Here is a 14,561-nt window from a genome sequence, read left to right as displayed (position 1 = left end):
ATCACTATCAACCTACGCGATAGTTGGGCGCTTCCTTGGTGATCTGCACGTCGTGGACGTGGGATTCAGCCATGCCGGCGCCGGTGATGCGGACAAACTCCGGCTTGGTGCGCATCTCTTCGATGGTGGCGCTGCCGGTGTAGCCCATGGACGAACGCAGGCCGCCCATCAGCTGGTGGATGATCGCAGCCAGGGCGCCCTTGTACGGCACACGGCCTTCGATACCTTCCGGCACCAGCTTCTCGGCACCGGCGGAGGAGTCCTGGAAGTAGCGATCCGAGGAGCCCTGGGCCTGTGCCATGGCGCCCAGCGAGCCCATGCCACGGTAAGCCTTGTAGGAACGACCCTGGAACAGCTCGACTTCGCCTGGAGCCTCTTCGGTACCGGCGAACATCGAACCCATCATCACGCAGGAAGCACCGGCAACGATGGCCTTGGACAGGTCACCGGAGAAGCGGATACCGCCGTCGGCGATCAGCGGCACGCCAGTACCGGCCAGGGCCGCAGCCACATTGGCAATGGCGCTGATTTGCGGCACGCCGACACCGGCAACGATACGGGTGGTGCAGATCGAGCCTGGGCCGATGCCCACCTTGACGGCGTCGGCGCCCGCTTCAGCCAGGGCCTTGGCGGCAGCGCCGGTGGCGATGTTGCCGCCGATCACCTGCACTTGCGGGAAGTTTTCCTTGACCCAGCGGACGCGGTCGATCACGCCTTTGGAGTGACCGTGAGCGGTGTCCACCACCACCACGTCGACGCCGGCATTGACCAGGGCGGCAACGCGCTCACCGGTGTCCTTGCCGGTGCCAACCGCAGCACCCACCCGCAGGCGACCCTGGTCGTCCTTGCTGGCCAGTGGGTAAGCCTTGGCTTTCTCGATGTCGTTGACGGTCATCATGCCCTTGAGGGCGAAGGCGTCATCGACGATCAGCACGCGCTCGATGCGGTGCTTGTGCAGCAGCTCGCGGACGGCGCTCTTGTCGGCGCCCTCCTTGACGGTGACCAGACGCTCTTTGGGCGTCATCACTTCGCGCACGCTGACGTCCAGGCGGCTTTCGAAACGCACGTCACGGGAGGTGACGATGCCCACCAGGTCGCCGTTGTGCAGCACTGGCACGCCGGAGATGTTGTGCATGCGGGTCAGTTCGAGCAGATCACGCACGCTGGCGTCGGCTTCGATGGTGATGGGGTCTTTGACCACACCGGCTTCGAAACGCTTGACCTTGCGCACTTCGGCAGCTTGCTGCTCGATGGTCATGTTCTTGTGGATGATGCCGATGCCGCCTTCCTGAGCCATGGCGATTGCCAGACGGGCTTCAGTGACGGTGTCCATAGCGGCGGAAACCAGTGGAATATTCAGCTCGATGCCACGGGTCAAACGGGTCTTTAGACTGACTTCATTAGGCAGTACTTCGGAATAACCGGGCACTAAGAGGATGTCGTCGAAGGTGAGGGCTTCTTGGCTGATACGCAGCATCGCGGGGGCTCCCGGGCGGGAAAATGGAAGCGCGCCATTATACTCAGACACCTACCCGGGCTCAATGTAAAACTCTGGCTAATATCGCTGGAGTGATAGATGGAGAGATCACCCCTCTAGCACTCCACCTTCACCCAGCTCACCGGCTGGTCCAGCCAGTCGGCGAACTCGTCGATAAAACTCTGCTTGAACCCCGCCTCGGCCCAGTTGTTGAAGATAAACCCCAGGTTGGAAAAACCGCACGCCTGCAGGAACAGGAAACCATTGATGTCATCTTCATGGCCGCATTCCGGGCAGATGAAGTTGTCGGTACGCCCGGGCATCCAGTCCTCCAGGCTTTCGAACAGTGCCTCGCCGATTTCCTGGCGGCACTCGGCGCAGCCGGCTTCCTCGAGAAAGCCCTTGGCCGGGGTATAGATGCAGCGCTTGGTGACGATCTCCAGGCCATTGATCGCCTCGCCGAAGGGCAGCGCGTCAGGGTTGAGCACCACGTCGCGGGCGCCCGGGGCAATGGCATGGGCCATGCGATTGCCGCTGCGCCCGCAGGTGCTGAGGTTTTCCTCGACGATGTTCTTGCGCACCAGCCAGCGCAAGATCGCCCGGGCCCGAGGCTCGTGCACCGGCAGGGTGGAAATTTTCGGGACGAGGATGCTTTGCGAGTTCATGGATGAGCCTGAAACGTGCTGGGACAGTACGAACGCGTTCGCCGGCAAGCCGGCTCCTACCGTTGATTGTAGAAGCCGGCTTGCCGGCGAATGGACGTGAAGGCCCGCAGCTTAATCCCTGAACCCCGCAGGTCAAGTGCTCAGATAACGCCCGATCAAGGCAACCCCACTGGCCAGCACCAGCCAGGTCACCAGACGCACAAACGCCTCCCGAGACAACTTCAGGGTCAAGCGCCGCCCCACCCACAAGCCCAACGCCATCGACGGCAACAAGCACCCGGCCAACAGCAGCAATGGCAACTCAGCATACACCCCGGCCAGCGCGAACAGACTCAGGCGCACCACGGTGCTGCAACTGATCAGGGCACTCTGGGTGGCCCGCGCCGGGTCCTTGGGCAAGCGACTATTGAGGTAGATCGCATAGAGAAAGCCGCCGCTACCGAACAGCGCACCGAACAGGCCGCCCACTACGCCCATCGGCACCGACCAGCCGGCAGCCAGTTGGGTCGGACGGGCCTTCACCCACAAGCTGTAGACCGCATAAGCACTGATAAACAGCCCCATCAGCAGAAGCAGCACATCGGATTTGAGATTCAGCAGGAAGATCACCCCCAGGGTGCAGCCCAGGGCCATGCACGGCAGCAGGCGCAGCAGTTCGGGCTTGGCCACATCCTTGCGCGACGGCAGCAGATTGCCGAAGGCGGCGACGAAATCCAGCAACACCAACAGCGGCACTATCTTCGACAGTGGCATGAACAGGATCAGGATCGGCCCCGCCACCAGGGCCGTGCCGAACCCGGCGATGCCGAACACTATGTAGGCCAGCGCGATACCCAGGCCGATCGCCAGCCAAGCTCCCGGGCCAAAGGACCACTGGTTCAAACCCTCGAACAACAGACTCATCGCAGCACTTCCTCAAACAGTAGGTTGTGACTTTAGCCAGCGGCGAGACTTGCGACTAATATCGTCAAAGCCCTCCACCCATCGCAAAAAGGCATACCTGGTGATTTCGACCCGTCAACTGCGCTACTTCGTGGAAATCGCCGAATGCGGCAGTTTCAGCGCCGCCGCAGAGCGCCTGTTCATTGCCCAATCGGCCCTGAGCCGGCAGATCAAGGAGCTGGAAAACCAGCTGCAAACCCCGCTGTTCGAACGCACCGCGCGCCTGCCCAGGCTGACCGCCGCCGGCGAAGCCTTCTTTCCCAAGGCGCGCAACCTGCTGACCGAACTGCACAAGGCCGGCGAGCTGGCGACCCAGATTGGCCAGGGGCAGTTGGGCACTCTGCGCCTGAGCCACTCCAGCACCGTGCCCATGAGCGGCCGCTTGCTGCGAGGTATCAGTGGCTACTTGCAGCGCTGCCCTGGGGCCTCGATGGACATCGTCAAACTGTCTTCCGAAGCGCAGCTGGAAGAAATCGCCGAGGGTCGGCTGGATGTCGGGCTGTTGCGCCTGCCGGTGCTGCGCCAACGCGAAGGGGTGCAAATAATGCCGCTGTTCAGCGAGCCCTTGCTGCTGGCCGTGCCACCGCAACATCCACTGGCGCTGAACCCTCCTCCTGGCGGGGTGGATCTGGCCCAGCTCAGGGATGAGGCGTTTATTTCCATTCCTCACCCACAACGCGGTGGCCTGAGTTACCTGTCGGCCGAGCTGTGCATGCGCCAGGGCTTCTTTCCCAAGGCGGCGCGGGTGATGTCACGCAAGACCACCCAGCTGCAACTGATCCAGGCCGGCTTCGGCATTGCCCTGCTGCCCGAATCGATGCAGGACATCGCCCCGGCCAGCATCCGCTTCCTGCCCCTGGCCGACGCTGACTGCCAGAGCTGTGTCGCACTGGCCTGCCGCCAGCAGCCGACGCCCCTGGTGACACAGTTCGTCGAGCATTTCCGCCAGGGCCTGGATCTGTCGATTGACGTTGTTCCTGCGCCGGACAGGCCTTTAAACTGCGCCCCATGATTAAAGATCCCTTTGCACGACTCGGCCTGGACCGCGAGGTCCTCACTGTCACCCAGCTCAACGGCCGCGCCCGGGTGCTGCTCGAGGACGTGTTCAGCAATATCTGGGTCGAAGGCGAGATCTCCAACCTCGCCCGCCCGGCTTCCGGCCACGTCTACTTCACCCTCAAGGACAGCGGTGCCCAGGTACGCTGCGCGCTGTTTCGGCAAAATGCCGCGCGGGTACGCCAGGCCCTGAAGGACGGCCTGGCGGTCAAGGTGCGGGGCAAGGTCTCGCTGTTCGAGGGCCGCGGTGACTACCAGCTGATCCTCGATACCGTGGAGCCGGCCGGCGATGGCGCCCTGCGCCTGGCCTTCGATGCACTGAAAGACAAGCTCAGCGCCGAAGGCTTGTTCAGCGCCGAGCGCAAAGTGCCGCTGCCGGCTCATCCACAACGCATCGGCATCATCAGCTCGCCTACCGGCGCGGTGATTCGCGACATCATCAGCGTGTTTCGCCGTCGCGCGCCCCAGGTAGCCCTGACCCTGATTCCCACGGCGGTACAGGGTCGCGAGGCCACGGCGCAGATTGTCCGGGCCTTGCAGCTGGCTGATGCCCGGGGTTTCGACGCGCTGATCCTGGCACGCGGCGGCGGCTCTCTGGAAGACCTCTGGTGCTTCAATGAAGAACCCGTGGCGCGGGCGGTGGCCGCCTGCGTAACGCCGATCGTCAGTGCCGTCGGCCATGAAACCGATGTTTCCATCAGCGATTTCGTCGCCGACGTACGCGCTCCCACGCCCTCCGCCGCCGCTGAATTGCTGGCACCGGACTCCAGCGACCTGCAACGCCGGGTCGACAGCCTGCAGCGCCGCCTGGTGCTGCGCATGCGCGACCGGCTGATGCGCGAACGCCTGCGCCTGGATGGCCTGGCCCGGCGCCTGCGCCACCCGGGTGAACGCCTGCGCCAGCAGGCACAGCGCCTGGACGACCTGGACATGCGCCTGCGCCGGGCTTTCGAACGCAGCCTCAATACCCGGCGCGAGCGCCTGATACGCCTGGAGACCCGCCTTGGCGCCCAGCACCCGGGGCGCCAGCTGGCGCTGTTGCGCCAACGCTTGGACAGCCTTGCCGAACGTCTGCCCCGGGCCATGCGTGAAGGCCTGAAGGCCCGGCGCCTGCAGTTGCACAGCCAAATGCAGACCCTGCATGTGGTCAGCCCGCTGGCCACTCTGGGCCGGGGCTATAGCATTCTTCTGGACGAGCGCGGCCAGGCCATCCGCAACGCTGCGCAAACCCAGAACGGCCAGCGCCTGACCGCCCGCCTGGGTGAAGGCCAACTGCAGGTGCGGGTCGAGGACAACCACCTGACACCTGTCACCCTTTCACTACTGGACTGATCGATGCCGCGTTTTCTCTGCTCCCTGTTATTGCTCTGCCTGGCCTGCAACGCCAACGCCGACAGCTACATCACTCGCCTGCTGAACAAGCCGGTGCCCGGCGGCGTGGCCGTGCTCGACCTGGGCAATGCCGCCCAGGCGCCCAAGGCCAGCTACCAGGGCAAGCCGGTGCTGGTGGTCAAGGAGCAGAACAACTGGTTGGCCATCGTCGGCATACCGCTGACGGTCAAGCCCGGAACCCAGCAGGTGAATGCCGGCGGCCGCGACCTGAACTTTGTGGTCGGCAGCAAGAAATACCCCGAGCAGCACATCACCCTGAAGAACCAGCGCCAGGTCAACCCGAACCCGGCCGACCTCAAGCGCATCGACGCCGAGTTGGCGGAGCAGATCCGCGCCTACCGCGGTTTCAGCCCCAACACACCGAGCAACCTGCTGCTGGACAAGCCGGTGAACGGCCCGCTGTCGAGCAAGTTCGGCGTACGCCGCTTCTTCAATGGCGAGGAACGCAATCCTCATTCAGGACTGGACTTCGCCGTACCGGCTGGCACCCCGATCAAGACCCCGGCCGCGGGCAAGGTGGTACTCACCGGCAACTACTTCTTCAATGGCAATACGGTATTCGTCGATCACGGCCAGGGCTTTATCAGCATGTTCTGCCACATGTCGAAGATCGATGTGAAAGTCGGCCAGAGCCTGGCCCGTGGCGCGGTGGTGGGCAAGGTCGGATCGACCGGACGCGCCACCGGCCCGCATATGCATTGGAACGTCAGCCTGAACGACGCGCGGGTCGATCCGGCAATCTTTATCGGCGCCTTCCAACCCTGATCCCAGGCCCGATTTGCAGGAAAGCCGACTCAGGCAGGGATTGCGCAAGCCATCAGGTCTGCGCAATCCCTGTTATTCTTTAAAGGAATGCCCAGCATAAAATCTCGATATAGCTTCTATTTCGAGTATTCCTCTCAATTTTTTTCGACTGCTTGCCATCTTTAACCCCAGTGGTTAGGGTTGAGCCCATGAAAACCTCTCACACCCTCATTCAGCGTCGTCAACACCGGAGCCTGTGCCTCGTCAGCGCACGACTGCCTGGCTGAATCGCGGTGCCTCATCCCCTGCGTCAACACCTCACTCTTGACTCACCGGCTGGCCGCCTCTTTTCGGCCCGGACACTAAGGATCTCGCCATGACCATGCTCAAAGACCCGTCCTCCAAGTACCGCGCGTTTGCGACTATCAACATACCGGACCGCACCTGGCCGTCGAAAACCATCACCAGCGCGCCGATCTGGTGCAGCTCGGACTTGCGTGATGGCAACCAGTCGCTGATCGAGCCAATGGATGCGGCGAAGAAGCTGCGTTTCTGGAAAACCCTGGTGGCGGTCGGCGTGAAGGAAATCGAAGCCTCGTTCCCGTCCGCTTCGCAGACCGACTTCGACTTCGTGCGCACCCTGATCGAAGACGGCCACATCCCGGACGACACCACCATCCAGGTGCTGACCCAGGCCCGTGAAGACTTGATCGCGCGCACCTTCGAATCCTTGCGTGGGGCGAAGAAAGCCATCGTCCACCTGTACAACGCCACCAGCCCTTCGTTCCGCCGCATTGTCTTCAACCAGGACAAGGCCGGGGTCAAGGAAATTGCGGTGAACGCGGCCAAGCTGTTCGTCAAGTACGCGGCCCAACAGCCGGAAACCCAGTGGCAGTTCGAGTACTCGCCCGAGACCTTCAGCGCCACCGAACTGGAGTTCGCCAAGGAAGTCTGCGACGCCGTGGTGGAAGTCTGGAACGCCACCCCGGAACACAAGGTGATCCTCAACTTGCCGGCCACCGTGGAAGTGGCAACGCCGAACATCTATGCCGACCAGATCGAGTGGTTCTGCCGCCATATCAACCGCCGCGACAGCGTGATCATCAGCCTGCACACCCACAACGACCGTGGCACCGGCGTGGCCGCCACCGAGTTGGGGCTGATGGCCGGCGCCGACCGTGTCGAAGGCTGCCTGTTCGGCAACGGCGAGCGCACCGGTAACGTCGACCTGGTGACCGTGGCCCTGAACCTCTACACCCAGGGCATCAATCCGCAGCTGGACTTCTCCGATATCGACGGCGTGCGCAAGGTGGTGGAAGAGTGCAACCAGATTGCCGTGCACCCGCGTCACCCTTATGTCGGTGACCTGGTCCACACCGCGTTCTCCGGCTCCCACCAGGATGCGATCCGCAAAGGCTTTGCCCAGCAGAAGGACGACGCGCTGTGGGAAGTGCCGTACTTGCCGATCGACCCGGCCGATATCGGCCGCAGCTACGAGGCGGTGATCCGCGTCAACAGCCAGTCGGGCAAGGGCGGTATCGCCTACCTCCTGGAACAGGAATACGGCATCAGCCTGCCGCGTCGCATGCAGATCGAGTTCAGCCAGGTGGTACAGCGGGAAACCGACCGCCTGGGCCTGGAGATGACAGCCCAGCAGATCCACGCGCTGTTGCACAGCGAGTACCTGCAAGCCAACACCCCGTACGCGCTGGTCAGCCATCGCCTGCAGGAAGAGAACGGCCACAGCGCCGTGGAAGTGGAAGTGTCCAGCAAGGGCCAGGGCGAAACCAACCTGCACTGGCGTGGCAAGGGCAACGGCGCCCTGGAAGCCCTGGTGGCCGGCCTGCCGATTCCGGTGGAGATCATGGACTACAACGAGCACGCCATCGGTGCGGGTACCAACGCCAAGGCGGCGGCCTACATCGAACTGCGGGTAAACGGCGAACGCGCGGTGCATGGCGTGGGCATCGATGAGAACATCACCACTGCCAGCTTCAAGGCCCTGTTCAGCGCGCTGAACCGCTCCCTGAGCGAACAGCAGGCCAAGGCCGCCTAAAAGGCACAGGCACAAAAAAGGCCCCGCGGAGCTCGACTCCCCGGGGCCTCATAGTTTCAGCTGCAAGCTGCAAGTGGCTAGCTACAAGCGGTAAGCCACTTGCAGCTTGTCGCTTGCCACTTGTCGCTGCTCCTCAGGCATGCACATCCACGCTGAACATGGCCTGCACCAACGCTGCTTGCAGTACTTGCAGGGTGGTGCTGGTGACCGTGATCTGGGTCTGGATCTCCATCGCTTGCTGGGCCTTCTGTTGATCATTGGCCTGCTGCCCTTTCTCGACACTGGCCAACTGCGCCTGCTGCTCGGCGAGCACCTTCTGGGTCTGCTCGATCTGCTTTTGCAGCTGCTTGACCTGGTCGCCCCCGCCTGTCACCGCATCGATGCCGGCACCCGCGGAGTTGACCCGCAGCTCCTTGTCATCGCCATCCTGAGCCTCAGTGGCCGGCGCCAGCGGGTTGGTGGCAGTGCCTTGGGCTTCGCCGATCACCACTTTCGGCGTGGTGGGCGGGTAAGGATTGACGGTATTGGCGTTGATGGTGGTCATAAACGATTCCTCCTGGATCTACGTCCTATCGGCCTGCTTCCCTGAAGCTTGATATCTGCAACCTGTAAAAAAGTGTGCTGATCCTAGGTGAACTTGAAGGTATCAGCGTCGAGATTCGCCGGAAAACGCGCGCGGTAGGCCGCCAGTTCGGCAGCGTTCAAACAGACCTGGAACACTCCGTCCGCCTCGCCGGCACTGAGCAGGGTCTCGCCCTGGAAATCCAGCACCTGGCTGTCTCCGGTGTAGGCGAAGCCCTTGCCGTCGGTGCCCACCCGGTTCACCGCCGCGACATAGCAGAGGTTCTCGATGGCCCGGGCCGGCAGCAGGCGATTCCAGTGCAGGCGCCGGGCCCCCGGCCAGTTGGCGGTGTACAGCAGCAGGTCGGTGTCCTGGGCATCGCGGCTCCACACCGGGAAACGCAGGTCGTAGCAGATCAGCGGACGAATGCGCCAACCCTTGAGTTCGAACTGCACTTGGCGCTCGCCCGGCGTGTAGTGATCGTGCTCGCCGGCCATGCGAAACAGATGGCGCTTGTCGTAGTGCCAGACTTCGCCATCGGGCCGGGCCCAGAGCAGGCGGTTGCGGTGGCTGCCATCCGCGGCCTGAATGATCACGCTACCGGTGATCACCGCATCGAGCTTCTTGGCCTGGCAGCGCAGCCATTTGCTGGTGGGGCCGTTCTCCGCTTCCGCCAGGGTCGCCGACTCCATGGAGAAGCCGGTGGTGAACATCTCCGGAAGAATGATCAGGTCGGCACCCCGGGCCTGCTCCAGCAGCAGCTGGAAATGCTCGAGGTTGGCCTGGCGATCGTGCCAGGCCAGGGTGGTCTGGATCAGGGCCAGTTGCAGATCGGGTAACGCACTCAGATCACGCATAGTTTCTCCGCTGCCTGTCGCAGCGTCTCCTCGCGCTTGGCAAAACACAGACGCACCAGACGCTGCCCCTGGGGCGGTTGCTGATAGAACACCGACACCGGAATCGCCGCCACGCCATGCTCGCGGGTCATCCAGGTGGCCATCTCGACGTCATTCAGGTCCGGGCGAATCTGCGAATAGTCCACCAGTTGAAAGTAGGTGCCGGCCACTCGGGTGAAGCTGAACCGCGAAGGGCCCAGCAGGTCGCAGAACAGATCGCGCTTGGCCTGGTAGAAGGCTGGCAGTTCCTCGACATGCTCCGGGTGTTCGGCCATGAAATCTGCCAGAGCGTACTGCAAAGGGGTGACGCCGCAGAAGCTGACATATTGATGCACCTTGCGCAGTTCCGCGCTCAGGGCCGCCGGCGCCACCACATAGCCAGTCTTCCAGCCGGTGACGTGATAGGTCTTGCCGAACGAACTGACCACGAAGGCTCGTTGAAAGAGCTCTTCGTGGGCCAGAACGCTGACATGGGGCACGCCGTCGAACACCAGGTGTTCATAGACCTCGTCGCTGATCAGGTAGATATCCCGATCACGAATCAGGGCGGCCAGTTGATCCAGTTCGGCGCGGCTGATCAGGGCACCGCTGGGGTTGTGCGGGGTATTGAGGATGATCATTCGCGTGCGCGGGCTCAGGGCCGCAGTGAGTTTCGGCCAGTCGATGGCAAAGTCATCCAGACCCAGTTGCACATGCACGCAACGACCGCCCGCCAGCTCCACTGCCGGTTCATAACTGTCGTAGCTGGGGTCGAAGACTATGACCTCGTCGCCGCGCTGGATCACCGCCTGGATGGCGCAAAAGATCGCCTGGGTCGCCCCGGGGGTGATAGTCACTTCGCGCTCGGCATCCACCTGCACCCCATAGCTGCGGGCGATTTTCGCCGCCACTTGCTGGCGCAGCAGCGGCAAGCCGGTCATGGGCGCGTACTGGTTATGGCCATTGGCGACATGCCAGCCAAGGGCATCGCGCAAGGCTTGCGGACCGTCGAAATCGGGAAAACCCTGGGACAGGTTGAGCGCTCCGGTTTCAGCCGCGAGCTGGGACATCTGAGTGAAGATGGTGGTGCCGACATGCGGCAGCTTACTGGTGATCATGGGGGTTCCCTGCTGAACACCCGGCTCTACGGCGGCGCGGGAGGCCCCGAGAATAGCCCAAAGCGCGGCGATTAAAAAAGGGGCCCCGAAGGCCCCCTCTTTAATCACCGCTTCACGCTGCAAGTCACCAATGGCAAGCCTCTGCGGCTTTCACTTGGCGCTAACCGCTTGCCGCTTACCACGGCTTTGCTAGCGCTTGTCGCGGCGCTTCTTGTCAGCTTTCTTGTGGTGCGACATCAAGCGCCGCTTCTTGTTGACCTGGCGATCGGTAAGGGTGTTCTTGTTGCCTTCGTACGGGTTGTCGCTGCCCTTGAACTCGATACGGATCGGCGTACCCACCAGCTTCAGCACGCGACGATAGGTGTTCTCCAGGTAACGCACATAGGACTTGGGCACCTTCTCCACCTGGTTGCCGTGGATCACGATCAACGGCGGGTTGGCACCGCCCAGGTGAGCGTAGCGCAGCTTGATCCGCCGGCTGTTGACCATGGGTGGCGCGTGCTCGCTGACAGCGTCTTCGAGGATCTGGGTCAGGCGGCTGGTGGGCCAGCGGGTGACCGCCGACTTGAAGGAGTTCTGCACCGACTGGTAGAGGTTGCCCACGCCAGTGCCATGCAGCGCCGAAATGAAGTGGATATCGGCGAAGTCGACGAAGAACAACCGACGTTGCAGCTCGGTCTTCACATAGTCGCGCTCGCTGGGCTGCATGCCGTCCCACTTGTTCAGGGCGATCACCAGGGCCCGGCCGGCTTCCAGGGCAAAGCCCAGCAAGTTCAGGTCGTGGTCCACCACGCCTTCGCGGGCGTCCATGACGAAGATCACCACGTTGGCGTCCTTGATCGCCTGCAGGGTCTTGACCACCGAGAACTTTTCCACTTCCTCGTGGATCTTGCCGCGCTTGCGCACACCGGCGGTGTCGATCAGCGTGTACTTCTCGTCGTTACGCTCGAAGGGAATGTAGATGCTGTCGCGGGTGGTGCCGGGCTGGTCATAGACGATGACCCGGTCTTCACCGAGCATGCGGTTGACCAGGGTCGACTTGCCGACGTTGGGACGACCGATGATGGCGATCTTGATCCCATCCTTCTCGCTCGGGCCCGGAATGCGCTTGGCTTCCTCGCCTTCGGCAACGATTTCTTCCTCGTCCTCTTCCGGCTCGTCGGCATCGTCCTTGGGGAACTCGCCCAGGGCGATTTCCAGCATCTGGCTGATGCCACGACCGTGGGCACCGGCGATCGGGATTGCGTCACCCATGCCCAGCGGCGCGAACTCGGCGCGGGCCATGTCCGGGTCGATATTGTCGACCTTGTTGGCGATCACAAAGGAGGTCTTGTTGCGCTTGCGCAGGTGCTCGCCAATCATTTGGTCGGCGGCGGTAAAACCGGCCTTGGCGTCTACCAGGAACAGCACCACATCGGCTTCTTCAATGGCCAGCAGCGACTGCTCGGCCATCTTTTCATCCATGCCATGCTCGTCACCGGAGATACCGCCGGTGTCGATCAGAATATAGGTACGCCCTTGCCACTTGGCCTCACCGTACTGGCGATCACGGGTCAGACCGGACAGGTCGCCGACGATGGCGTCGCGAGTCCGAGTCAGGCGGTTGAACAAGGTGGACTTGCCGACGTTGGGTCGGCCCACCAGGGCGATTACGGGAACCATGCGGCTCTCCACTGCGTTATTTCAGAAAATACAAAAGCCGCTGCGAGGCAGCGGCTGGTGCTCGGGGCAGCACTGTAGACAACGTAACAGCACCGCGTTTAGTCAGACCACACGCGTCAGCGTTGACGTCCATCGCGAGCAAGCTCGCGCCTACAGGCAAGGCCGCTTGGGGCATCAGCCCCAAGCATAGTCAAACCATTACTTGATGGTCAGGGCTTCCAGTTTGCCGCTGTTGCCATACACATAAATCATGTCGCCCACCACCAGCGGACGGGCGCGCAGGCCGTCGCTGTCGATGCGCTCACGGCCGACGAAACGACCGTCAACCTGGCTCAGCAGGTGCAGGTAACCTTCCAGGTCGCCCACTGCCACGTAGCTGGAGAAGACTTCCGGTGCCGACAGCTGACGGCGAGCCAGGGAGTCGTTGCTCCACAACGCGGTGGTCGAACGCTCGTCCACGCCTTCCACGGTGCCCGAGGACAGGCTGACGTAAACGCTGCCGAAACCCTGGGCGACACCGGCGTAGCTGGAAGCATCACGCTGCCACAGCGGACGACCGCTCTCCAGGTCCAGGGCAGTGACACGCCCCTGGTAGCTGGCCACGTAGAGGGTGCCACCGGACAGCAGCAGGCCACCGTCGATATCCACCACCCGATCCAGCTCGGAACGACCTTGCGGAATCGCTACGCGCTGTTCCCACACCGGCACGCCGTTGCGGATATCCAGCGCCACCACCTTGCCGGTGGAAAGGCCGGCCAGGGCCAGGCGGTTGGTTGCCAGCGGGGCACTGGTGCCACGCAGGGTCAGTACCGCCGGGGTGCTGTCATAGAGCCAGAGCTGGTTGCCGGTGCTGGCATCGAGGCCAATCACTCGGTCATCCTGGGTCTGCACCACCACCACGTCACCGTTGGTGGCCGGCGGCGCCAGCACTTCACTGGTCACCCGGGCGCGCCATTTCTGTTCACCGCTGGAGGCATCCAGGGCAACCACTTCGCCTTTCAGGGTGCCGATCATGACCAGGCCGTAACCCACGCCAACGGCGCCGGAAACAGGCAGTTCGAGATCTTTCTTCCATTTCACGTCGCCGTTCATGCGATCCATGGAAACCACCACGCCGTTCACGTCGGCAGCATAGATGGTGTCGCCATCAATGGCCGGTACCAGCATGTTGTAGGTTTCGCCCTGACCGTCACCGATCGAACGACTCCACTGCTTCTGCAGGACCACTTCTTCCTTGAAGTCGACCAGTTCGGCCGGTGGCAGTTCTTTCTTGCTGTTGCTGCTGCAACCCGCGGCCAACAAGGCCAGGGCCAGCAATGCTGCATGTTTCCAACGGATCACGTCATGCATCCCCTTTGGCCAGGTCGTCGAGCTTGATTTGTAAGCCACCGACCGCCGCTTCATCCGAGAGCGCCGCCTTGGCTTTTTGGTATGCCGCATGGGCTTCATCGACACGGCCCAGCTGGACCAGCAGATCACCCTTGAGTTCTTCGCGAGTGGCCAGGAACGCCTTCTCGGCATCGCCGTCCAGCAGTTTCAGGGCTTCATCGGCCTTGTTCTGCGCCGCCAGTACCTGAGCCAGGCGCTGACGCGCCACTTCGCCCAGGGTCGCATTCGCCGGCTTGTCGGTAATTGCCTTGAGCTGCGCCGCGGCGTCGTCCAGCTTGCCGGTGTCCACCGCTACCTTGGCCACGAACAGGCTGCCGTACTGGGCGTAGGCGCTGCCGCCAAACTCGCTGTTGAGCTTGCCGGCCAGGTCGGCAACACGCGCTGCGTCCGGTTTGCCATCAGGCGTCAGGGTGGTTTCCAGCAGTTGCTGATAGAGCACCGAAGCACCTTGCGACTGGTTGTTCTGATATTTGTGCCAGGCTTGCCAGCCGAACACTATGACCAGGGCCAGCAGGCCGCCGGTCACCAGGGGTTTGCCGTTACGCTGCCACCAGTCTTTCAATTCCGCCAGCTGTTCATCTTCGGTACTCGACACCCCAATACTCCTTATTCGCTAAATCGGC

At 62.6% G+C, this 14,561-nt stretch carries 13 protein-coding genes; 4 read left to right on the top strand and 9 right to left on the bottom strand.

What is annotated here, in order from left to right:
* Positions 1-7: 7 nt before the first annotated feature.
* The 3 genes from guaB to J4P02_RS29420 form a co-directional block, all read right to left on the bottom strand.
* Positions 8-1,477, bottom strand: coding sequence for an IMP dehydrogenase (gene guaB, locus J4P02_RS29430; protein ID WP_426197042.1), 1,470 nt, complete (start codon positions 1,475-1,477; stop codon positions 8-10).
* Between the two features lie 116 nt (positions 1,478-1,593).
* The gene (locus J4P02_RS29425; RefSeq protein ID WP_426197039.1) at positions 1,594-2,142 is read right to left on the bottom strand and encodes a sugar ABC transporter ATPase; all 549 of its coding nucleotides are present in this window, start codon (positions 2,140-2,142) and stop codon (positions 1,594-1,596) included.
* A 132-nt stretch (positions 2,143-2,274) separates the two neighbouring features.
* On the bottom strand, positions 2,275-3,045 hold the full coding sequence (locus J4P02_RS29420; RefSeq protein WP_426197037.1) for a sulfite exporter TauE/SafE family protein: 771 nt from the start codon (positions 3,043-3,045) through the stop codon (positions 2,275-2,277).
* 100 nt (positions 3,046-3,145) lie between these two features.
* Here J4P02_RS29420 and J4P02_RS29415 point away from each other — a divergent pair, with 100 nt between their 5' ends.
* From J4P02_RS29415 to leuA, 4 genes are all read left to right on the top strand, one after another.
* Positions 3,146-4,096, top strand: a complete 951-nt coding sequence (locus tag J4P02_RS29415; RefSeq protein ID WP_426197035.1) for a LysR family transcriptional regulator — start codon at positions 3,146-3,148, stop codon at positions 4,094-4,096.
* The gene (gene xseA / locus J4P02_RS29410; protein WP_426197033.1) at positions 4,093-5,472 is read left to right on the top strand and encodes an exodeoxyribonuclease VII large subunit; all 1,380 of its coding nucleotides are present in this window, start codon (positions 4,093-4,095) and stop codon (positions 5,470-5,472) included. The genes J4P02_RS29415 and xseA overlap by 4 nt, the downstream gene beginning before the upstream one ends.
* Positions 5,473-5,475: 3 nt before the next feature.
* Positions 5,476-6,297, top strand: coding sequence for a peptidoglycan DD-metalloendopeptidase family protein (locus J4P02_RS29405; protein ID WP_426197031.1), 822 nt, complete (start codon positions 5,476-5,478; stop codon positions 6,295-6,297).
* 355 nt (positions 6,298-6,652) lie between these two features.
* Positions 6,653-8,332, top strand: coding sequence for a 2-isopropylmalate synthase (leuA, locus tag J4P02_RS29400; RefSeq protein WP_426197029.1), 1,680 nt, complete (start codon positions 6,653-6,655; stop codon positions 8,330-8,332).
* Positions 8,333-8,465: 133 nt separating this feature from the next.
* On the opposite strand, the gene J4P02_RS29395 is transcribed toward leuA, so the two are convergent.
* The 6 genes from J4P02_RS29395 to J4P02_RS29370 all read right to left on the bottom strand — a co-directional run bounded on the left by J4P02_RS29395 (position 8,466) and on the right by J4P02_RS29370 (position 14,533).
* Positions 8,466-8,876 carry a hypothetical protein gene (locus J4P02_RS29395; protein ID WP_426197027.1) on the bottom strand — a complete coding sequence of 137 codons (411 nt, stop codon included), beginning with the start codon at positions 8,874-8,876 and terminating at the stop codon, positions 8,466-8,468.
* Between the two features lie 83 nt (positions 8,877-8,959).
* Positions 8,960-9,751, bottom strand: a complete 792-nt coding sequence (locus J4P02_RS29390; protein ID WP_426197025.1) for an amidohydrolase — start codon at positions 9,749-9,751, stop codon at positions 8,960-8,962.
* On the bottom strand, positions 9,739-10,887 hold the full coding sequence (locus J4P02_RS29385; protein ID WP_426197023.1) for a pyridoxal phosphate-dependent aminotransferase: 1,149 nt from the start codon (positions 10,885-10,887) through the stop codon (positions 9,739-9,741). The genes J4P02_RS29390 and J4P02_RS29385 overlap by 13 nt, the downstream gene beginning before the upstream one ends.
* 189 nt (positions 10,888-11,076) lie before the next feature.
* The gene (gene der / locus J4P02_RS29380; protein ID WP_426197021.1) at positions 11,077-12,549 is read right to left on the bottom strand and encodes a ribosome biogenesis GTPase Der; all 1,473 of its coding nucleotides are present in this window, start codon (positions 12,547-12,549) and stop codon (positions 11,077-11,079) included.
* A gap of 198 nt (positions 12,550-12,747) precedes the next feature.
* Entirely contained in the window at positions 12,748-13,899 is a 1,152-nt protein-coding gene (gene bamB, locus J4P02_RS29375; RefSeq protein ID WP_426197018.1) for an outer membrane protein assembly factor BamB, read from the bottom strand.
* Positions 13,892-14,533: a YfgM family protein gene (locus tag J4P02_RS29370; protein ID WP_426197016.1), complete on the bottom strand. Its 642-nt coding sequence runs from the start codon at positions 14,531-14,533 to the stop codon at positions 13,892-13,894. Before J4P02_RS29370 ends, bamB begins: the two co-directional genes overlap by 8 nt.
* Positions 14,534-14,561 lie beyond the last annotated feature (28 nt).

The organism is Pseudomonas sp. NFXW11 (assembly GCF_049887815.1).
Lineage (GTDB): Bacteria > Pseudomonadota > Gammaproteobacteria > Pseudomonadales > Pseudomonadaceae > Aquipseudomonas.
This window is presented reverse-complemented; position numbering and strand designations above follow the sequence as displayed.